Genomic DNA, 19,763 nt, shown 5'->3' with positions numbered 1-19,763 from the left:
CTCGCGAAGCGCAACATGGTCATCTCCCGTGTGGACGCATCGCGGGGCAGCCCGCGCGGCGGGCCGCGCGCGCTTCCGTGATCTGCCGACGGGCTACTTCTCCAGCGCCTTCACCGCGTCGAGCGTTTCCTGCACGTGCTTGTTCGGCTTGAGGTCCGAATAGACGTGGGTGATCTTGCCCGAGGGCGCGATCACGTAGGAGGTGCGGTCCGACCAGCCAGGGCGCATCGGTAGCAGGGCGTCGTATTCCCTGGCGATCTTCGCGTCGGCGTCGGCGGCGACCGGGAACTTGCCGCTGCAATGCTCGGTTTCCTTCGAGAAGTCGGCCAACTGGTCGGTATTGCCGGCGGTTACGCCGATCACCGTCGCGTGCAGCGCCTTGAACTGGTCGATGGCCTGGGAGAACAGATGGGCTTCGAGGTTGCAGCCGGCGGTGTGCGCGGCCGGGAAGAAGTACAACACCACCGGGCCTTTCTTCAGGGCATCGGCGAGGTTGAAGGTGAAGGCCTTGCCAGCGAGATAGGCCGGCGCGGAGAAGTCCGGCGCCCGCGTGCCTTCCTTGAGGGTGGCGAAAGCCGGCGAAGCGAGGGTGACGGTACCGGCGAGGGCGAGCGCGGCGAGTTTGAGCGGAGACTTCATGGCAGGACTCCTGGGCGGCATGGAGAGACCGTTTATACGCTACAAATACGTCAGCGGATGTCGGTCGGGGAAACGGGTTTCCGCTTTCGGGTACAACCCAACCTTCTTCCGTGTTTGTGGCACCAACGGCATCGGCTCGCGCGCGAGCCGCGGTACGCAAGATTCCGGCAGGAACAGGGGAATTCCGAAATGAGACTGAACGCACCTTCCAAGGCGCCGCTGCTGCATTTCGTCGATATCTACGGCCGCCGCGTGGATATCGGCGGCTCGGGGCGGCGCACGCTGCTGTGCTTCTTCCGCGACGCGGCGTGCCCGTTCTGCAATTTCCGCATCTATGAGTTGACCAACCACCATCCAGCGCTGTCGGCGCTGGGGCTGGATATCGTGGCCGTGTTCACCTCCACGCCCGAGGCGGTGCAGCGCTTTGTCGCGCGCAAGCCGCGGCCTTTCAGCGTGATTGCGGACCCCAGTTCGCACGCGCATGAAACCTACGGGATCGAGCGTTCGCTGTGGCGCAAGCTCAAGGGCATCGTCACGCGCGTGCCGACGCTGATCAAAGGTCTGCGCATCGTCGGCCTGGCGGGCCTGAACACCACCAACCTGATGCCGGCCGATTTCCTGATCGACGAGGACGGCAATATCGCCGAGGCCTACTACGGCGGTGATGCGGGCGATCGCATTCCGCTGGAGCGGGTGGAGCTGTTCCTGGCGCGTGGCATGCTCGCCCGGGCCGGGGTGAAGCCTGCGCAGGCGGCTGTGCATTCCTGAGGCCAGGTGTCCGGATGCGAGGGGAAGGCGGGCGGTGCCCGCCTTTTTCTGTCCTTGTGAGGAGGGCTGAAGATCGTTGCGAGGGTCGCTGTGGTTTCCCGCAAGCCTTGGCCCCTCACCCCAGCCCTCTCCCCGGCGGGGAGAGGGAGCCCGGTTGCGGCAGGATCCGGTTCCTGGCCGCAGCCCCCTCTCTCCGGGGAGCAGGCTTGCTTACTTGTGCGGGACGAACTGCACGGCCGCTTCCACCGCGGCGGCGGAGTCCAGGATGCCGGCGCCGATGGAGTATTTGCCCTTGGGCCGGATCATCGGCTCATAGGCGGTCGCCTGCAGCAGCTTGAGGACCTGTTTAGGCTTGAGCAACGGCAGGCACAGTTCCTTGCGTGCGCTCTGCATCAACGCGACCGTGCCGGTGACGTGCGGGGCGGCCTGCGAGGTGCCGGCGTAGCCGCTGTAGGTGGTGCCTTCGGGCACCGGTGTAGTGTCGCCGTTGTTGAGCGCCTGCCAGATGAAGCCGTCGTAGGAGATCGCTCCGGTGTTGGGATCGTCATCCTGATACACACCGCCGCCGGGCGCGGCGATCTCCACCGCGTGTCCGTAGTTGGAGTAGTACGCGCGCTGGCTGGTGATGCCGGTGGACGCCACGGTGATTACGCCCGGGCAGCCGGCCGGCGTGTACTTGGCGGCATCGTCGCCGCTGTTGCCGGCCGAAACCACGACCACCGCACCCAGCGCGTTCGCCTTGGCCACGGCCTTGGCGGTCACGTCGTGCGGATTGCAGCGGCCCTCGCCGCCCAGGCTCAGGTTGATCACCTGCGCCGGATGGCGGTTGCGCGGCACGCCGTCCACCTTGCCGCCGGCTGCCCAGACGATCGCGTCGGCGATGTCGCTGGTGTAGCCGCCGCAGTGGCCGAGCACGCGCACCGGCAGCACGCGGGCGTGGAAGGCGATGCCGGCCATGCCCTGCGCGTTGTCGGTGATTTCGGCACCTGCGGTGCTGGCTACGTGTGTGCCGTGCCAGGAGCTGAGCTCGGGCGGGTTGTTTTCGTTGGTGCAGGCCGACAGCCACGGCTCGGTAGTGGTCCAGTCACCCAGATCCCAACCGCCGGGCACGCGGTCGTCGGTGGCGCGGCCGGAGACCAGGGCATCGGTGATGAAGTCGTAGCCCTTGTCGGCGAGGCTGGTGTCGACGTCCACGTGGCGGGTGATGCCAGTGTCCAGCACGGCGATGATGACGCCCTTGCCGTCGGCCAGGTCCCAGGCGTCGTTGGCGCGCGTGCCGCCGTGGTTGGCGTCGCCGAAGGCGGTGATGGTGCCGTCGGGCGCCTTCAGGTCCCACTGGTAGAACGGGTAGTAGGTGTCACTGGGGCTGAAGGTCGCCGGTGCGAGGTTGGCCGGCGCCTGGATGTCGCGCACGCGGTGCAACATCACGTCCGGTGCCACGAAGGCCACCGCCGGGTCGGCGGCGATCTGCCGGACCAGCGTCGCCGCTTCGCTGCTGTCGAGCTTGCGCGAGGTGCGCACCAGGTCCGCGCCTGTGGCCAGCTTGCGCTGGTAGGCGGCTTGCACCCCTGTGCTGCGGCCGCCGGCGGCGGTCGCGCGGTTCAGGCCCGCCCGGCTGATCGCCGCCCCCACGTTCTGCAGCAGCGCCGCGTGGTTGCTGCGTTCGGTGCTGCCGTCGCGGTAGGTGACGATGAAGCGGTCGTAATGGCCATTGGGCGCCAGGCTGCTGACGTCGTAGCGCGTGCCGGCCGGGCCCGATGGCGCGGCGGCGTGGGCGGAGAGCGACAGGGCAAGGGCGATGGAGGCGCCCAGCAGCGCCTTGATCGCGTAACGGTGTGTCATGCGGTGGTCCTCCGGTATGGGCGCCGAACGTGTGGCGCGTCAAGCGACGACAGCGCCGGATGGCGCTGTCCTGTCACAGGCAACCTCGGAGCCGGAGTACCCCTGCCTCCAGCCAAACCCTGCCGCGGCCTCCCCGCGGGCAACGGGCATGGACACTAGGCAGACGCTTGTGGGGCCGTCGTGAAAGCGGCAGCCAATGGGCCATGGCGGTACGCCAGATATCACCGTTCGCCGGTGCGCATGCCATGGGCGATGCCATGACGGGCACTGCCATGACGCTTTGCCTGCATGCGCGTTGCCATGCTGGCGCCAACTCTCCGGAGCGGCGGCGTGCGCAATCTCGATTTCACTTCCTGGCACGCGCTGTGGCCGACCTTGTTCGGGCTGGTGCTGGTCACGCTGCTGGGCGTGGGCATGCGCCTGCTTGCGATGCAGGCGGTGCAGCGTCGGCAGCAGCGGGAGAACCGGCAGATCAACGAGCGGCTACGCACATTGATGGCCGCGTACAAAACCCTGGGCGGTTCGTTCACCGGCGACCTGGCGGTCGACCCCACGCACTTTCGCCACCTGCGCCAGCGCGGCGAATCGGCGGAGGGAGAGGGGGGCAGCTCGGATCGCTCGCGGCGCATCCGCGATGCGGTCGAGGCGGCGCTCTCGGACATCCTGCTGCTGGGTACCGACGAACAGGTCCGGCTGGCCGCCCGCGCCGCCGACGAACTGGCTGCCGGCCGGCCGGTGCACACGGCGGAGCTGGTGGTCTCGCTACGTGACTTCGTCCGACACGCGCTGGACTTGCCGCCCATCCCGGCCGGACTGGTGGTGCCAAAGCAGGGGCCGACTCGTCCCTCGCCGGCCAAGGCGCGGGGCGAGGGTGGCGGCAAGGACACGCCCGGCAAAACTGGCGGCGGGGGGCTGGGCGGCATGGCCGCCGGCGGCGCCGGGTTTGCGTTGGGTGATCACGCGGGGCATGACGAGGTGGACGCCGGGCACCGGTCGTAGGGTGGGCTTCAGCCCACCGGCTCTGATTCGCGAGCGGTGGGCTGAAGCCCACCCTACGAAGGTTTTTTTCGACCTGCCAGGCTCTTCCATTAATGCTGTGGCATACCGCCAGGCCCGGGCGTATCGTGGCGCGCGCGCATACCCTCGTATGCGTACTTGCGTGGACGCACGTCGGCCTGATCGACGGCGGCGCTCACAGGGGGACGCGGTCACCCAACCGATTCACGGATGGAAGGAGACCGTTTATGAAGACTCGACTGCTCATCGCCCTCGCGGCGATGACGTTTGCCACCTGCGCGATGGGGGCAACCCCCGTCACGCTGAAGTTGCAGAAGGGCACCACCACCGTACCCCACACCACTCCCGTAGGCGGCGCGCCGCTCACGAGCCTGGAGCAGGATCCGGCGATGGCGGCGGGCGACGCCGATTCGGGCGATGGCGAGGATGACCTGGGCGACGAGCCGGTGGTCAACCGCACGCTCCACCACGGCCGCCACAATGGCCTCAACACCATGGGCCACGGCACGCGCGCCAAGTCGCATCCCGAACTCAAGGGTGGTTTTGAGGGCCTGAACTTCCACGACCAGCGTTATGCCAACGGCGGCAACCAGTTTTCCGTGGAGCCGCCGGACCAGGGTCTGTGCGCCGGCAACGGCTTCGTCGTGGAGAGCGTGAACGACGTGCTGGCGATCTACGATCGCGCAGGCAACGAGCTGGTCGGTCCGGTCGACCTGAACACGTTCTATGGCTACCCGGCAGCGATCAATCGCACCACCGGCGCCTACGGCCCGAGCATTACCGATCCGACGTGCTACTACGACGCCGATACCCGCCGCTGGTTCCACGTCGTGCTGACGCTCGACCGGGTCGGCACCAGTTCGGCGCTCTCGGGCACCAACCACCTGGACATCGCGGTCAGCCAGACGGCTGATCCGACCGGGGCATGGACGGTCTACCAGTTGCCGGTGCAGAACAACGGCAGCGACGGCACGCCGAACCACGGATGCACGGCCGGCTTCTGCCTGGGCGACTACCCGCACATCGGCGCAGACGCCAACGCGATCTTCCTGACCACCAACGAGTTCGCGCTGTTCGGTCCGGGCTTCTACGGCGCGCAGATCTATGCGATCTCCAAGCGCGCACTGGTGGCGGGTGATCCCTCGCCCAACGTGGTGCTGTTCAACGCCGGCGACCCCAGCGTGCCGGCACCGGCATTCACGGTGTGGCCGGCCATTTCCAGCGGCGGGCAGTACGCCGGTGCGCATGGCGGTACCGAATACCTGCTGAGCTCCGACGCGGTGTTCTACGACGAAGGCACGTCCAACACGATCTGGCTGTGGTCCGTGTCCCACACCAGCGCGATCGACAGCGCGCCCATGGCGCTGACGCTGGATGTGTCGGCGGTGGGCGTGCAGACCTACGCGGTGCCCACCAGCCTCGCGCAACAGAAGCCCGGCGACGCGCCATTGCGCGACTGCTTCGCGCTCACCGGTTGTGCGCCGACTTACCTCGGTTACCCGAACATCGTGTACTCGACGCCACGCGCGCTCGCGGTCAACGATTCGCGCATGCAGCAGGTCAGTTTCGCCAACGGCAAGCTGTGGGGCACGCTGGACACCGACGTGCTGCTGGGAGACGGCAGCCATGGGTCGGGCGTCGCCTGGTTCGTGATCGATCCGAAGTCCGGCGGCGTGTTCGCCAACGGCACGCTGGCGCTGCCTGACGCCAACCTCACCTACGGAACCTCGGCGGTGACGCAGAGCGGGCGCGGCGTGATCGCCTTCACCGTGGTGGGTCCGAATGACTGGCCCAGCGCCGGCTATGCCAGCTTTGATGCGAAACAGGGCGCCGGCGACGTGCACATCGCCGCCGCGGGCGCAGCGCCGTGGGACGGCTTCACTGGCATTCCCTACCTGGGCGACAACCGTCCGCGCTGGGGCGACTACGGTGCGGCGGCTGCCGAGGGCAACACCATCTGGACCGCCTCCGAGTACATCGCGCACGCCTGCACGCTGGCGCAGTACCTGACCCCGCCGTTGTTCCAGTGCGGCGGCACGCGCGGTGCGCTCAGCAACTGGTCGACGCGTATTTCCCGGCTCCAGCTCTGAGCCAGTGTTGACGATGACGGGCGCGGTGGAAGCTCCACCGCGCCCGTTTCGTTTCCGTGGGCGACCACACACGCGGACCACGCAAACTTGGCAGGGGGTTCACGTGGGCCATCGATACTGGTCGCGAACCGAAGCGGGCTCGACCCTCGGCATGAGGCTCGGGCATGGGGACATCGGTATTCGTTCTGCTGCTGGCAAACCACCTGTCGCAAGGAGGGATCACGCATGAACGCATTCCAGGAAGTCGTCGCACATTGCGAGGCGAAATGGGGCCGGCTTTCCGCGCCGGTGGATCCGGAGGAGACGCGCATCCGCATGCGGGCCCAGTCGGCGCTTTCCGGCGGCGAGCTGGGCCAGTGCCCGCCGCTGGATATCCGCCAGGCGCGGGACGTGCTGGCTTGGTACGCGCCGCAGTATTAGTCGGCTGCAGGTGGCGCCAGCGCCCGTGGAGGCTGGCGCCCGACGAGGGCCGGGAGCGGTTCAGTTCACCCCGGTTCCGGGCGCCGAGTGCCCCGGGATGGCCTGCCTGAGCGCGTGGACAGTCAGCTGTTGCCGACCGTTGATGCCGGCACGCTCGAAGATGTTGTGCAGGTGCGTCTTCACCGTGGTCGGGCTGATGCCCATGCGCCGGCCGATCTCCTTGTTGCTCAGTCCTTGGGCCACCCAGCGCACGATCTCGCGCTGGCGGTCGGTGAGCGGCGCGATGTCCGGCGTGGGCCACAGATCCATGCGCAACAGGTGCCGGAGGTCAGCCAGTGCGGTGGCCATGAGGGCGCGCGGAATCCAGGAATCGCCAGCGTGGACCGTCAGGATCGCATCGCGCCACGCTGCGACGGGCGCATGCCGTGGCAGGCAGCCATGGGCGCCCTGCTTCACGGCGGCGAGGACCTCCGGCCGGGCCAAGGTGTCTGCGTACATCACTATCCTTGGCGCGGTCTGCCGGGCCAGCAGGCGACCGAGCAGGCCCGGACAGGCATCGGCCCAGCACGCTTCGATCACCGCAATGGCCGGTCGACGGGAGGCGACCAGCATCGACAGGTGCTCCGGCGCACCGCTTTCGCCAACGACCTGCAACCCTTCGACGCGCCCGAAACCGGCGGCCAGGGCCAGACGGATGGCGGGGTCCGGCCCGCCGAGCACGATGCTGATCACGCGGCCCTCCCGCAATCCCGCGTTTTCCTGCGGAGGATTGAAGCGCCGCCGTGAGCGGGGCGTGTTCGCCCCGCCATCGCAGGGTGGGGCTTCAGCCCACCAGCGCGCCACGCCGGGTGAGGCCGGTCCATCGCCGCGGCACGCAGGCGGGGGCGCCCGGCGCCTACTCCGATCGGAGTATTCATCCGGTCCGGCGTGCGCCGCATGCTGCGCTCCCCCGCTGCGGCGGATCCCCGGGAGTACACGCTCATGAAGATCCTGCTCATGAAGTCCAGGCGCCTGCTCGGCATGCCATTGCTGGCCCTCCTGCTGACCCTGGTCGGGGCCGCGCCCGCGTGGGCCGCTACGGTCGTGACTTACACCGGGCAGGGCTTCAGCTTCGACGGCAACACGCACAACCTGCAGGACGAGCGCTGTGGCCTCACCGGGCAGGACGATGCCGACGACGGCGGCACCGGCCTGTTCGCCAACTGGAATGGAACCGGTCAGCCCTATCAGACGGGGCAGGGTTACCTGGTCTGGGTGCTTACCGCCAATGGCGCGGTATCGGCCACGTTGACCCTGCCGGACCGCACCGTGCAGATGATCAAGGTTGGCGGCACCTTCAAGTACGCCAGCAAGTACTACCGCTATAACAAGCTCGTCGGCCTGCCGGTCACTGCCACCTACGAAGGTGACGTCAGGAATGGAAACGTCCAACTGGTTGTCAGCCACGGCTGCCAGCCGATGAAGACGCCGGGCGCGTGGTGCTCGCCGGGCTTCTGGAAGAACGCCTCGCAGGATGCCTGGAATCTGGTCGGCGTGGACAAGTACGCCGCCTTCAACGACACCGTTGTGCCGAGCTTCTACATCTCGCCATCTGCTGCGCAACCGACGCTGTGGCAGGTGCTGACCACCCCCGGCGGCAATACCTTCGGTTCGGCGAAGCCGCCTTACAACTTGAACGCCTATAAGGCCACGGCTGCGTATCTCACCAGCCGCATTCCGGGCTACCACTTCGCCCCGAAACAGGTGGGCAACGAATGCGCTTGCCCAATCGATAATCACGGCAATTACAAGATCCCACATTAAGCCTGCGCAGCCAGTGGATGCCCTCGCCTCGCGGCGAGGGCATCTTTTTATTGGGCGGATGGCCGGTTGCAGTGCGGCTGCGCGATGCTGTTACGATTGCCAGATGACTACACTCGACCTACCTGTTTCCGACGGCCCGCAGCGCGGCAGCCTGGCTTGCGTTGGCCTGGGCATGACCCTGGGTTCGCATCTCACCCCGCTGGCCCGCAGCCATATCGAACAGGCGGACGTGGTTTTCGCCGCAGTTTCCGACTACGTCGTGGAGCTTTGGCTGGAAAGCATGCACGGAGACGTGCGCAGCCTGCAGCCTTACTATGGCGAGGGCAAATCCAGAGCGATCACCTATAAGCAATGGGTGGAAGTGATGATGGACGAGGTGCGCGCCGGCAAGAAGGTCTGCGGCGTGTTCTACGGCCATCCGGGCATTTTTGCCTGGGCACCCCACGAAGTGATCAAGGTCGCCCGTGGTGAAGGTTTCGAAGCGCACATGGAACCCGGCATCTCGGCGGAAGACTGCCTGTATGCCGATCTGGGCATCGATCCCGGTCGTTACGGATGTCAGCACTTCGAAGCAAACCAGTTGCTCGCATGCGAGCACCGCGTCAATCCCTGTGGCTACCTGGTGCTGTGGCAAGTGGGGCTCGTCGGCGACCTGACCCTGAAGCGCTTTTCCACCGGGCCGGCCTATCGCCAGTTGCTGGTGGAACGCCTGAGCCAGGATTATCCCCTCGACCACGAGGTGATCGTCTACCGTGGCGCGACCTTGCCGATCCAGAGTCCCCGCATCCGCCGCGTGACCCTGGGCGACCTGCCTACGGCCGACCTCACGGCTGAAGATACGGTGGTCCTGCCGCCCTCGGTGCCGTTGAAAACGAACGACGCCATGTGCAAACGCCTGATTGAGCTGGACAAGATCAGCTTCCAGGAATTGGAAGAAGGCACGGTCTGAAGTCAGCCCTTCATGGCTGAATCGGCTTAGTTGAGCGGCCGCAAGGTTCGCTTCTTTAGGAGAAAGCGCATGTCCAACACCATCGAGTTGCTCGAAACCATCGGCGGCAACGCCGCCCTGCGCTACGCTTCCGCGGCCCAGCTCATTGGCGCCCTGGAGCAGGTTGATGCATCTTCGGCGCTCAGGGGGGCGGTATCGTCCGGCAATGGCTCGTTGTTGCTGAAGGACTTCGGCGACAAGGCCATGCAAGTTCTCCAAGCCACTCCGCAGGCGGTCCAGGTCATGTGGCGAGAGGAAGGTTTTGCGGCCGAGTGACACGCGAGTCGGCTCACCGGATAGCGCAGTTGGCTTCTACTGGAACCGTCACCCGGTGCAGTCAGCCCTGCCGCTCCGCTATACGTAAGTCCATAAGGGGGAGCACATGAACAACACCATCCAACTGCTTGAAACCATCGGCGGAAACGCCGCCCTGCGTTATGCCTCTTCCGCGCAGGTGATGGAAGCACTGGAGAACGCCCACGCATCACCTGCGCTCAGGAATGCGGTGTCCTCCGGCAACGAAGCATCGTTGCTTGAAGACTTCGGGCAAAAGGCGATGCAGGCGGTCCAACTGATTCCTCAGGTAGTTCAGATGATGTGGCGTGGGGACGGTTTCCTCGCCGAATAGAACTGCAGCGATCGCGCGGGAGCCATCGTGCGATGCGCTCCGCGGTACGGGCAGTCGCGCTAGGGGGCGCCTGATGCAGCCTTGGCGCTCAGTTGCGATCCCTTTGGGTCACGGCTTCTCCGCTACTGAAAAGATGTCGGGGGCGAGGTCATAAAAGCTGTCCGCGGCATCCCCGTGCTTGAGCCGGTGGCACGCCCATTGATTTTTAGGCCAAGCGAAGGAGTGACGCATGAGCAACACCATCGAATTGCTCGAGGCGATCGGCGTAAACGCTGCATTACGGTATGCGCCCGCAGCCCAACTGATCGGTGCTTTGGAGGGCGCAAACGCGTCTGCGGCGCTTACGCGTGCGATCTCCTCGGGTAGCGGGGTATCGCTGATGGAAGACTTTGGGCACAAGACGATGCGTCTCGTTCAGGCGACTCCCCAGGCCAGTCAAACGGTGTGGCGGGAACTCGTCGCCGCGGGATCGTAGAGCGTCAAACCAAGACATCAGCTGTCTTGGTTCGCCCAGAGCCTGTAGATTTATAGGGAATCCAGCGGAGAAGCACATGAGCAACACCATCGAATTGCTTGAGACGATCGGCGGAAACGCTGCACTACGGTATGCACCCGCAGCCCAGTTGGTCGGTGCCTTGGAGGGCGCAAACGCGTCTGCGGCGCTCACACGCGCGATCTCCTCGGGCAACAGGTCATCGCTGTTGGAAGACTTTGGGCACAAGACGATGCGTCTCGTTCAGGCGACTCCCCAGTCCACCCAAATGGTATGGCGGGAAATCGCCACCGCGGAATCGTAGAGCGCCCGACCAAGACATCAGCTGTCTTGGTTTGCCCAGAGCCTTTAGGTTTATAGGGAATCCAGCGGAGAAGCACATGAGCAATACCATCGAATTGCTTGAGACGATCGGCGGAAACGCTGCACTACGGTATGCATCCACGGCACAGTTGGCTGGTGTCCTGGAGCGCGCAGATGCGTCTTCGGCGCTCAGGCGCGCGATCTGCTCGGGTAACGGTTCAGCCCTGTTGGAAGACTTCGGGCACAAGGCGATGCACCTCGTTCAGGCGACGCCCCAGATTACCCAGATGATTTGGCGGGAGATGGACGCCGCCGCGGGGTAAGTAGAGCGCCGTACCAAGACGTCACCGGCCTTGGTTCGACCAAGCACCAGCGGATCTATCTAGATCTCAGGAGATTCCGCATGAGCAACACCATCAAGCTGCTCGAGACGATCAGCGCAAACGCTGCGCTACGTTATGCATCCATGACACAGTTGGCTGGTGCACTGGAGGGCGCAAATGCGTCTTCGGCGTTCAAGCGCGCGGCTTGCTCGGGTAACGGTTCAGCCCTGTTGGAAGACTTCGGGACCAAGATGCACCTCGTTCAGGCCTCTCCCCAGGTCATCCAGATGGTTTGGCGAGAAGCTCTCGCTGCGGCGTGATGGGCCAGCGCCCGCCACGCCTCGTTGAAACAGATCAACCAGGAGGATCCTGTGTCTACCATCGAATTGCTGGAAACCATCGGAAGGGATGCTGCCCTTCGTTACGCTGGACCTCGGGAGCTTCTTGGCGCTCTCGAAGAAAGTCACGCATCGGTCGCGCTCAGGAATGCGATCTCGCATGGCGATTGCGCACTGCTGATGCAAGAGTTCGGACAGAAGACGATGCTCGGGGTCCAAGCCGTACCCCAGTCCACGCAGACGATATGGAGAAACGAGGCCACTACGGCCTCCCGATAGCTGGGAAGTGGGTCTTGGCGCCGGCGCAAGCCTTTGACCGCATTGAGCGAGAGATGACAGGTATGACGAATACTGTTGAATGGTTGGAAGCGATCGGGACGAACGCCGGGCTGCGTTACGCTCCTTCCGCGAAGGTATTGTCTGCGCTGGATCAGGGGCAGGCGCCGGAGGCGTTGAGGAATGCCGTTCTATCCGGCGATGTGTCGGTTCTGACCCGGGGCCTTGCCGAGAAGGCGATGCACGTCATCCAATGGGGCGCGCCTCAAACGAGCCAGACGATGTGGCGCGAGGACGCCATCGGCCGCTGCTAAATGCGTCAGATGCAACCGGCTCGGTCTCGTTCGGCACGGCCAACATGGCCTTGGTAGCTAAAGCACCAAGGCCTTTTTTGCATCTAAGAATCTGTTTTCCGATACTGCACAGCCGGATGTTGTGCGACGCGTGTCACACTGCGTCGACCCATGCGAAACGCCCTACTATTACGCGATGACACCGAATCCTTCCTCCCTGGATAGCCAACGCCGCGGCAGCCTGGCCTGCGTCGGCATGGGCATGACTCTCGGCTCCCACCTCACGCCGCTGGCGCGCAGCCACATCGAACAGGCGGACGTCGTTTTTGCGGCGCTCTCCGACGGTATCGTTGAGCTATGGCTGCAGCGGTTGCACCCGGACGTGCGCAGCCTTCAGCCGTACTACCAGGAGGGCAAGTCGCGGATGACGACCTACCGGCAGTGGGTCGAGGTGATGATGGCCGAAGTGCGCGCGGGCAAACGTGTTTGCGGAGTGTTCTACGGGCATCCAGGCATCTTCGCGTGGTCGCCGCACAAGGTCATTGCGGTAGCCAGGGCGGAAGGTTTTGCTGCCCATATGGAACCTGGCATCTCGGCCGAGGACTGCCTGTACGCCGACCTGGGTATCGATCCTGGCCGTTGTGGCTGCCAGCATTTCGAGGCGAGCCAGTTGTTGTTCTACGAGCGTAGGATCGACCCGGCGGGATATCTGGTGCTGTGGCAGGTCGGTTTGGTGGGCGATCTTTCGCTGAAGCGCTTCTCCACTGGCCCTGCCTACCGGCAGCTGCTGGTGGACCTGCTGGCCCTGGACTATCCGCTCGCGCACGAGATCATCATCTATCGCGGCGCCACGCTGCCGATCCAGAAGCCGCGAGTGCGACGCTTGGCGCTGCGCGATCTGGTAGACGCCAGCCTGACCGCCGAGGAAACCGTTGTCTTGCCGCCGGCTGTGTCCTTGCAACCCAACCTTGCCATGCGCGAGCGATTGGCGGCTCTGGACAAGGCCAACGCTGGCGCCTTATCCGAAGAAGCCTGACCTGGCGTGCTTGCCGGGCTGGAATCAATACCAACAGGGGAAGAGAGATGTCGGACTCAATCGAACTACTTGAAACTATCGGAAAGAACTCAGCCCTGCGTCATGCCTCGGCGGAGGAACTGGCATCCACGCTCGAGTCGGCCAAGGCATCAGATGCGTTCAAGGAGGCGGTGATGTCTGGCGATAGTTCACGCCTCGCAGCGGAACTTGGACAGAAGCCGTTGCAAGTCGACCACGCAACCCAGACGCCAGCACACGAAGAGGAAGACCCCGCCGATGATGATGTTGGTGAGCTCGAGCGCGTGCCGGATTCCAGTAACGCAGGCTGATGCCATATCACGTCGGTTGATGCCGGCATGCGTTCGTTACGCCACTGTCTGAGGCCATGGTTCGCGTTGGCGGGCCTGGTCTTTTGTCTGTTGGCGCAGGCCGCCCATCCTGTCAGGCAAGCCGGTAACGTGACCGGCTTCCTGGAGCAGGCGGAGCGTCTGCGCACCGCAGACCACGGGCGCTTCGTGCGCATGCTGGAGCAGCTCCATCGGGAAACACCTGACCTGTCACCCGGTGAGCAGTGGTACCTGCGTTACCTGGATGCTTGGCAGGCGTCCTACCAAGGCGACTACGACACGGCTGATCGCGTGCTGCGTGGGGTCATCGCCCACTCCGGAAATGTTGCCCTTGAGGCAAAGGCCTCGGCGCTATTGATGAGCAACCTTGGGTTGCAGCGTCGGTACGAGGAGGCCTTCGTACTGGCCAATCGGCTGGCTGGCAAGCTGCCAGCCATCCACGATCGCCTGGCGCGATTTTCCGTTCTTGCCAATCTATCTCAGTTGCTTGCCCTAGCCGGGCAGAACGATTTGGCCTTGAACTATGCCCGCATGATGGAAGATACGCTCCCGCCCGGGGAGACTTCGTGCAACCCCCTGACCAAACAGGTGACGGCGCTCTATAACGCCAAGCGGCTGAGTTCTTCCGGTACAGAGTTGCAGCGCGCGATTGAGACATGTCAGGCGGCAAAACAGAGCGTCTTTGCCAACGCAATGTGGTTGGTTCTCGGCAGCCTCTACCTTGACGAGGGCAAGCCGGACAAGGCGCGCGCCGTAATTAATCAGGCTGCCCCCGGCATTGCCGCGGGTCAGTTCTACTCCCACTCGCTGGCGGCCAAGGTGGAGCTGGCCCAAGCCTTTCAACAAATGGGTCAGGACGACAAGGCGCTGAAGACGGCGCTTGCCGCGGTCGCGATGAGCAGCGGCGGCGATCTCAGCGGATCTCTACGAGACGCCTATAGAGTCCTCTATGAGGTCGAAAGGAAGCGCGGTAATGCTGCCGCAACGCTCGCGTATTACGAGCAGTATGTGGCGCAAGACAAGGGTTATCTCAATGATGTCAGTGCCCGCACCCTGGCCTATCAGGTGGCCCAGCAACATGTTTTGACAGCCAGGCTTGAGGCCGAGGCGCTCAGCAAGCAGAACAGCATTCTCAAACTGCAGAGAGCACTTGCCACGAAGGCTGCCGAGACAAGCCGCCTCTACAACATGTTGTTGCTGGTCGTTCTTTTCTCGATCGTCTTCTGGTTGTTCAGGCTCAAGCGCTCACAGCTGCGCTTTATGCGGCTCTCTCGACTGGACGGTCTTACGGGCATCCTCAACCACCAGCACTTCATCTGCAGGACGGAGCGCGCCCTGCAGCAATTGAACAAGAAGGTTGGCCACGCCTGCCTGATCGTGCTGGATCTGGATCACTTCAAGCTCGTCAACGACACCCACGGCCATGCCACGGGCGACACCGTGCTGAAGCGCGCCGTCGCTGCCTGTCAGCAGCAGTTGCGTCCCGTCGATCTGTTCGGACGCCTGGGTGGCGAGGAGTTTGGCATCTTGCTGTACGAGTGTTCGCGCGAGCAGGGCATGGATATCGCCAATCGCATCCGTGCGGCGATCGTCGAGGCGCCCGTCAGCAAGGATGGGTGCGAGATTATGGTGTCCGCCAGCGTGGGCCTGGCCTCTACCGCCACGTCCGGCTACGGGGTGCAGCGGCTCTGCAGGGAAGCCGATGCGGCGCTCTATCGCGCCAAGCGCGCCGGCCGCAATTGCGTCATGGGTGATCTTGAAGTGGCCAACGCCCTGGTCCAGGCCTGACCGCCCCGGGGGCGCGGGCCCGAACCGATACCTGTGATATGGCCTGACTTTTGGCAGGTTGCCGCTCCAGCCTCAGTCGATAGGGTGCTGGGCACGACGCCCGCCTCGCGTGGAGGGAACCATGGGGAAACAAGCATTGCTGCGCTGGCGCGTGGGATTCACCATCCTGGCGACGCTGCTGGAGCTGGCCAACCTCGGTTGGGAGCATGCCCACGGCGGCATTGCCACGCACCACCTGTTCGCACGCGCGGACCTTCCCGGCATATCGAACGCATGGAGCGCCCTGCTGGTGCCCGCGCTGGCCTGGTTTCTCACCGGGCGAATCCAGCGTCGGATCGAGGGGCATCCGGAGAACGCAAGGCTGTCCGTCTATCGGACGATCGTGGCGGGCTTCGTCGTGGGCCTGCTGTTCGGTATCGGTATCGCGGTGGCGTTCACGGGAGGGTACGAAACATTCCTGTCCTGGTTGTTCCAGGGAATGCTCGTGCTGGCCCTGTTGTTGCCGGGTTACCGGGCCGAATGCCTGCTGGGGTTCGTGTTGGGCATGATGCATGCCTTTGGCGCGTTGTTACCGATGCTGGTCGCTTCCGTGATCGCGCTCGCCTCGGCCATCCTGCACCTGTGCCTGCGCCCGTGGCTTGCGCGTCTGTGGATACGCCTCAAGGGCCGCCGATCGCCAGCGATCTGAGCATCGCCTAGCGCCTCGTCGCCAGCACGCCATCCAGCGCCAGTTGTGCCTTGAAGCCGGCCTTTTCCAGTCGCTTTGCCACTTCGCGCGGCACGTCGCGGCCGCTGGTGAGCTTGTTCGGGCTGCCGGTGTAGTGGAACAGCCGCCCGCCACGGCGCAGCACGCGAGCCAGCTCGCCGTAGAACGCCTGCGAGTAGAGCTCGCCGGCGATGCCGAAGCGGGGCGGGTCGTGCAGCAATGCGTCCACCGAGGCGTCGGCGACCTGCGTGATCGCGACGGACACGTCGGCGTGGGCGAGTTGCAGCCGGCCGCCGCTGGCGGGTGCGTCGGGGTCGGGCGACCACGGGTTGAGGGTGCGCAGCCACAGTACGTCGGGGTTTTTCTCGAACGAATGGATGTGCTCCACGCCGGCTTCCAGGCAACATGCTGCGAAGTAGCCCAGCCCGCCGCACGTGTCGAGCACCACTTTGCCGCGCGGATCCACCAACGCCACTTTGCGGCGCGCGTCTTCGACCGGCGAATCCTTCGCGGTGGGCAGCATCTTGATGCCGTCGATCTCGAAGGTCGGCGCGCCCCACTCGGTGGGCACGAGCTTGATCAGCGAACCTGCGAAGCGCGAAACGGGTGCGAAGGCCTCGCCATCCCAGTAGTAGATCGTGCGGTCCTTGAGCTTCGCCGGATAGGGATAGTGCGCGTCCAGCCATTGCCAGGCGTCCGCCTGCAGGTGTGCGTTGGAGCGCGAGCGGTCCAGGTCCAGTGACCCGTTCCACGTATCGGCGCCCGCGTCGCGTGCGTCGACCAGCGTCTCGGCGACAGGACGGGTGAGCAGGGGGCCGTGGTAGTGGGGCACGAAGGGCGGTTCCTGGCGCGCAGCAGTCGCGGCGTAAAGCGCGACCATAGCGAATCGGTGGGGCGCCGGCCATTCCCGCGATCCGCCTGGGTGGGTGGTGGCACCTGGATGGAAGACGGCCCGCATTCGGCGGGCGTGTGGTTTGGCGCGAGCTCGGCCCGTCGCCCCAGCCCTCTCCCTGCGGGGGAGAGGGAGCCAGACCTTGGCGCCTGTCCCTGCCCTGGACCAGGAGGCCGCGCCTCTCTGGAACGAGACAGCGTCTCAAGCTGCGCCCAGCTTCCCGATCACCTTGTCCAGGCTCTGCTGCAGCTCGTCGATACCGGCCCACGGATCCTTGCGCAGCCGCTTGAGCCGGGCGGGCAGGGAGCGGATGTCGAACTGCGCGCCGCTCTTGATCTTGCCCAGCTCCTCCCAGCGCAGCGGCACCGCCACCGGCGCGCCGGGGCGCCCGCGCAGCGAGTAAGAGGCCACCGCAGTGGCGCCGCGGCCGTTGCGCAGGTAGTCGACGAAGATCTTCTGGTGGCGAATCGACTTGGTGCTGACCGCGACGAACTCCATCGGATGGATGCCCGCCAACGCCCCGGCGAAACCCTGCGCGAACTGCTTGACCGTACCCCAGTCCGACGGCGGGTTGAGCGGCACCACGACGTGCAGGCCCTTGCCGCCGGTGGTGCGCAGAAAGGATTCCAGCTCCAGGTCGGCCAGCAGCTTGCGCACCAGCCGGGCGGCCGCGACCACGCGCTCCCAGCTCACGTCCGGGCCGGGGTCCAGGTCGAACACCACGCGGTCGGCGAGGTCCGGCGTGTCGACCTTGGCGCCCCAGGGGTGGAACTCCAGCGTGCCGTACTGCACCAGTTCCATCACCGAGTCGGCGGACTGCGGATAGAGGTAGACGGCGGCGGCGCCGGTTTCCTCCTTGAGCTTCACGCTGCCCACGAATTTGAGACCGCCGGAAGGGATGTGCTTCTGGAAGAACGAGGGTTTGTCGATGCCGTCGGGGTAACGGATGATCGACGTCGGACGATCGATCACGCCGGGCAGGAACCAGTCCATCACCGTGCGGTAGTAGTCGGCCACGTCCTGCTTGGTGTAGCCGTCGGCCGGATACACCACGCGCTCGGGATGGGTGATGGTGACGCCTGCAGGCGCGGGCGCCGCGGCCTTGCGCGCGGAGGCCTTGCGTCGAGTGGCAGGAGGCGCAGGCGCCGCGCGGTCGCTGTCGCGCAGGTCGGCAGGCGTCTTGTCCTTGCGCATCGTCTTCAGGCTCGGCTGGCGCAACAGACCCTGGTTGCCGATGCCGCGGTAATTCACCTCCGCCACCGCAGTGGGTTCGATCCACTTGACCCCGCGCGGGGCGTCCTGCGGATTGCGCACGGTCGGCTTGCTGCTGCCGCCGGTAGCGAGCGTGCGGCTGAGATCCAGCAGTTGCCGGTTGCTGAAGCCGCTGCCGACCTGGCCCATGAAATGCCAGCCGCCTTCCGGTGCCGGCTTCGCCAGCAGCAGCGCGCCGAAGCCCTGGCGCCCGCCCTTGGGCGCGGTGTAACCGACGACCGCGAATTCGTCCGACTCCACGCGCTTGATCTTCAGCCAGTCGTCGCCGCGACCGGCCCGGTAGCGGGAATCGGCGCGCTTGCTGAGGATGCCCTCGAGCTTCTTCTCGCTGGCCATGGCGAATACCTGGTCGCCGTTGCCAACCACATGGGTACTGTAGGAGAGATGCGCGGGCGGGTCCTGGAGCAACGCCTCGAGGATTGCCTTGCGCGCGTGCAGCGGCGTGGCGGAGAGGTCGTAGCCCTCCAGGAAGGGCAGGTCGAACAGCATGTAGGCGAGCGGCGCGTTGGCCTCGCCGGAAAGCGTCTTCTGCAGCGCGTTGAAATCGGCCTGGCCGTCCGCGCTCAGGGCGATCAGTTCGCCGTCGAGCCGGGCCGAATCGAGGCCCAGCGATTCGATCGCCTGGCGGATGTCGGGGACCTTGTCCGACCACGACAGGCCGTTGCGCGACCACAGCTCTACCTGGCCCTTGGCGATGGTCGCAAGGATGCGGTAACCGTCCCACTTCACCTCATGCAGCCACTGGTCGCCGGTCGGCGGATTCTCGCGTAGGGTGGCAAGCTCGGGCTGGAAGAAATCGGCGCTCGCCTTCGCCTTCTTCGCGCCTTCCGCCGCGGCGGCGAGCTTGCCCACCTTGCTGGCGTGGTGACCGGCGACCGGCACCTTCTTGCGCTTGCGCGTGTCCAGCGTCGCGGCCACTTCCTTCGCGCCGCCGGAGCGACCGGCGGCGGCCCTGGTGCTGGCGATCATGCGCGCATCGAGCAGGTCGTCGGCCTCCACGTCGCTCGCGTAGGCGTCCTTGTCGTGCATCAGGAACCACTGCGGCTGCTTCGCCGGCTTGCCGCTGCGCACCAGGTGCCAACTGCCCTTGAGCCGGGTGCCGAACAGCTCGAAGCGCAGATGGCCTTTCTCCAGTTGCGCCTCCGGGTCGTTCTGCGTCGACCACACGCCGCTGTCGAAGGTGTCGACGTGGCCGCCGCCGTAGGCGCCCGCGGGGATGTCGCCCTGGAACTTGGCGTACGAAATGGGGTGGTCCTCGACCTCCACCGCCAGGCGCTTGACGTTCGGGTCGTAGCTCGGCCCCTTGGGACAGGCCCAGGATTTGAGCGTGTCGCCAACCTGCAACCGGAAGTCGTAGTGCCGCCGGCTGGCGTGATGCAGCTGCACCACGAAGATCGGCCGACCACCTTCCGCCGCGGAGTCTTCCGAACGCGGCTCCGGCGTGGTGTCGAAACGCCGCTTGCGATCGTATTCCCTGAGGCTCAAGCGATGGCTCCGCGAC

22 protein-coding genes are annotated in these 19,763 nt (G+C 65.4%); 17 read left to right on the top strand and 5 right to left on the bottom strand.

Annotated features, from left to right (window positions below):
- Nucleotides 1-93: 93 nt before the first annotated feature.
- Entirely contained in the window at nt 94-639 is a 546-nt protein-coding gene (locus ACFWZ3_RS02700; RefSeq protein ID WP_439706254.1) for a peroxiredoxin, read from the bottom strand.
- A 189-nt stretch (nt 640-828) separates the two neighbouring features.
- Here ACFWZ3_RS02700 and ACFWZ3_RS02695 point away from each other — a divergent pair, with 189 nt between their 5' ends.
- Complete coding sequence (locus ACFWZ3_RS02695; RefSeq protein ID WP_439706253.1) at nt 829-1,407, top strand: redoxin domain-containing protein; 579 nt, start codon at nt 829-831, stop codon at nt 1,405-1,407.
- A gap of 210 nt (nt 1,408-1,617) precedes the next feature.
- Here the strand turns inward: ACFWZ3_RS02695 and ACFWZ3_RS02690 are convergent, their stop codons facing one another.
- The gene (locus tag ACFWZ3_RS02690) at nt 1,618-3,249 is read right to left on the bottom strand and encodes a S8 family peptidase (protein WP_439706252.1); all 1,632 of its coding nucleotides are present in this window, start codon (nt 3,247-3,249) and stop codon (nt 1,618-1,620) included.
- A gap of 330 nt (nt 3,250-3,579) precedes the next feature.
- Here ACFWZ3_RS02690 and ACFWZ3_RS02685 point away from each other — a divergent pair, with 330 nt between their 5' ends.
- From ACFWZ3_RS02685 to ACFWZ3_RS02675, 3 genes are all read left to right on the top strand, one after another.
- The gene (locus tag ACFWZ3_RS02685) at nt 3,580-4,248 is read left to right on the top strand and encodes a hypothetical protein (protein ID WP_439706251.1); all 669 of its coding nucleotides are present in this window, start codon (nt 3,580-3,582) and stop codon (nt 4,246-4,248) included.
- Nucleotides 4,249-4,493: 245 nt separating this feature from the next.
- Nucleotides 4,494-6,356 (top strand): hypothetical protein, encoded by a 1,863-nt coding sequence (locus tag ACFWZ3_RS02680; RefSeq protein WP_439706250.1) that lies wholly within the window; start codon nt 4,494-4,496, stop codon nt 6,354-6,356.
- A gap of 225 nt (nt 6,357-6,581) precedes the next feature.
- Nucleotides 6,582-6,776: a hypothetical protein gene (locus ACFWZ3_RS02675; protein ID WP_439706249.1), complete on the top strand. Its 195-nt coding sequence runs from the start codon at nt 6,582-6,584 to the stop codon at nt 6,774-6,776.
- Between the two features lie 60 nt (nt 6,777-6,836).
- Here the strand turns inward: ACFWZ3_RS02675 and ACFWZ3_RS02670 are convergent, their stop codons facing one another.
- The gene (locus tag ACFWZ3_RS02670) at nt 6,837-7,508 is read right to left on the bottom strand and encodes a helix-turn-helix transcriptional regulator (RefSeq protein WP_439706248.1); all 672 of its coding nucleotides are present in this window, start codon (nt 7,506-7,508) and stop codon (nt 6,837-6,839) included.
- A 249-nt stretch (nt 7,509-7,757) separates the two neighbouring features.
- Here ACFWZ3_RS02670 and ACFWZ3_RS02665 point away from each other — a divergent pair, with 249 nt between their 5' ends.
- The 13 genes from ACFWZ3_RS02665 to ACFWZ3_RS02605 all read left to right on the top strand — a co-directional run bounded on the left by ACFWZ3_RS02665 (nt 7,758) and on the right by ACFWZ3_RS02605 (nt 16,080).
- Nucleotides 7,758-8,579 carry a hypothetical protein gene (locus ACFWZ3_RS02665; RefSeq protein ID WP_439706247.1) on the top strand — a complete coding sequence of 274 codons (822 nt, stop codon included), beginning with the start codon at nt 7,758-7,760 and terminating at the stop codon, nt 8,577-8,579.
- 103 nt (nt 8,580-8,682) lie between these two features.
- On the top strand, nt 8,683-9,528 hold the full coding sequence (locus ACFWZ3_RS02660) for an SAM-dependent methyltransferase (RefSeq protein ID WP_439706246.1): 846 nt from the start codon (nt 8,683-8,685) through the stop codon (nt 9,526-9,528).
- A gap of 69 nt (nt 9,529-9,597) precedes the next feature.
- Entirely contained in the window at nt 9,598-9,843 is a 246-nt protein-coding gene (locus tag ACFWZ3_RS02655; protein WP_439706245.1) for a hypothetical protein, read from the top strand.
- A 106-nt stretch (nt 9,844-9,949) separates the two neighbouring features.
- Nucleotides 9,950-10,195 carry a hypothetical protein gene (locus tag ACFWZ3_RS02650; protein ID WP_439706244.1) on the top strand — a complete coding sequence of 82 codons (246 nt, stop codon included), beginning with the start codon at nt 9,950-9,952 and terminating at the stop codon, nt 10,193-10,195.
- A gap of 229 nt (nt 10,196-10,424) precedes the next feature.
- Entirely contained in the window at nt 10,425-10,670 is a 246-nt protein-coding gene (locus tag ACFWZ3_RS02645) for a hypothetical protein (RefSeq protein ID WP_439706243.1), read from the top strand.
- 76 nt (nt 10,671-10,746) lie between these two features.
- On the top strand, nt 10,747-10,992 hold the full coding sequence (locus ACFWZ3_RS02640) for a hypothetical protein (RefSeq protein ID WP_439706242.1): 246 nt from the start codon (nt 10,747-10,749) through the stop codon (nt 10,990-10,992).
- 76 nt (nt 10,993-11,068) lie between these two features.
- Nucleotides 11,069-11,314 (top strand): hypothetical protein, encoded by a 246-nt coding sequence (locus ACFWZ3_RS02635; protein WP_439706241.1) that lies wholly within the window; start codon nt 11,069-11,071, stop codon nt 11,312-11,314.
- 80 nt (nt 11,315-11,394) lie between these two features.
- Nucleotides 11,395-11,634: a hypothetical protein gene (locus ACFWZ3_RS02630; protein WP_439706240.1), complete on the top strand. Its 240-nt coding sequence runs from the start codon at nt 11,395-11,397 to the stop codon at nt 11,632-11,634.
- A gap of 359 nt (nt 11,635-11,993) precedes the next feature.
- On the top strand, nt 11,994-12,242 hold the full coding sequence (locus tag ACFWZ3_RS02625; protein WP_439706239.1) for a hypothetical protein: 249 nt from the start codon (nt 11,994-11,996) through the stop codon (nt 12,240-12,242).
- Between the two features lie 175 nt (nt 12,243-12,417).
- Nucleotides 12,418-13,257, top strand: coding sequence for an SAM-dependent methyltransferase (locus tag ACFWZ3_RS02620; protein ID WP_439706238.1), 840 nt, complete (start codon nt 12,418-12,420; stop codon nt 13,255-13,257).
- Nucleotides 13,258-13,304: 47 nt separating this feature from the next.
- Nucleotides 13,305-13,586, top strand: coding sequence for a hypothetical protein (locus ACFWZ3_RS02615; RefSeq protein WP_439706237.1), 282 nt, complete (start codon nt 13,305-13,307; stop codon nt 13,584-13,586).
- A 27-nt stretch (nt 13,587-13,613) separates the two neighbouring features.
- Nucleotides 13,614-15,392 (top strand): tetratricopeptide repeat-containing diguanylate cyclase, encoded by a 1,779-nt coding sequence (locus tag ACFWZ3_RS02610; RefSeq protein ID WP_439706236.1) that lies wholly within the window; start codon nt 13,614-13,616, stop codon nt 15,390-15,392.
- 121 nt (nt 15,393-15,513) lie between these two features.
- Complete coding sequence (locus ACFWZ3_RS02605) at nt 15,514-16,080, top strand: hypothetical protein (protein ID WP_439706235.1); 567 nt, start codon at nt 15,514-15,516, stop codon at nt 16,078-16,080.
- A 7-nt stretch (nt 16,081-16,087) separates the two neighbouring features.
- Here ACFWZ3_RS02605 and ACFWZ3_RS02600 read toward each other — a convergent pair whose 3' ends face one another.
- Both ACFWZ3_RS02600 and ligD read right to left on the bottom strand, forming a co-directional pair.
- A complete protein-coding gene (locus tag ACFWZ3_RS02600; protein ID WP_439706234.1) occupies nt 16,088-16,930 on the bottom strand; it encodes a class I SAM-dependent methyltransferase in 843 nt (280 codons plus the stop codon).
- A gap of 261 nt (nt 16,931-17,191) precedes the next feature.
- Nucleotides 17,192-19,747 carry a DNA ligase D gene (ligD, locus tag ACFWZ3_RS02595; protein ID WP_439706233.1) on the bottom strand — a complete coding sequence of 852 codons (2,556 nt, stop codon included), beginning with the start codon at nt 19,745-19,747 and terminating at the stop codon, nt 17,192-17,194.
- Nucleotides 19,748-19,763: the final 16 nt, after the last annotated feature.

The sequence above is a fragment of the Frateuria sp. GZRR35 genome, assembly GCF_051900415.1.
In the GTDB taxonomy this organism is placed as follows: Bacteria; Pseudomonadota; Gammaproteobacteria; order Xanthomonadales; family Rhodanobacteraceae; genus Frateuria_A.
Note: the sequence above shows the minus strand (reverse complement) of the source record. Positions and strands in the feature narration are given on the sequence as shown.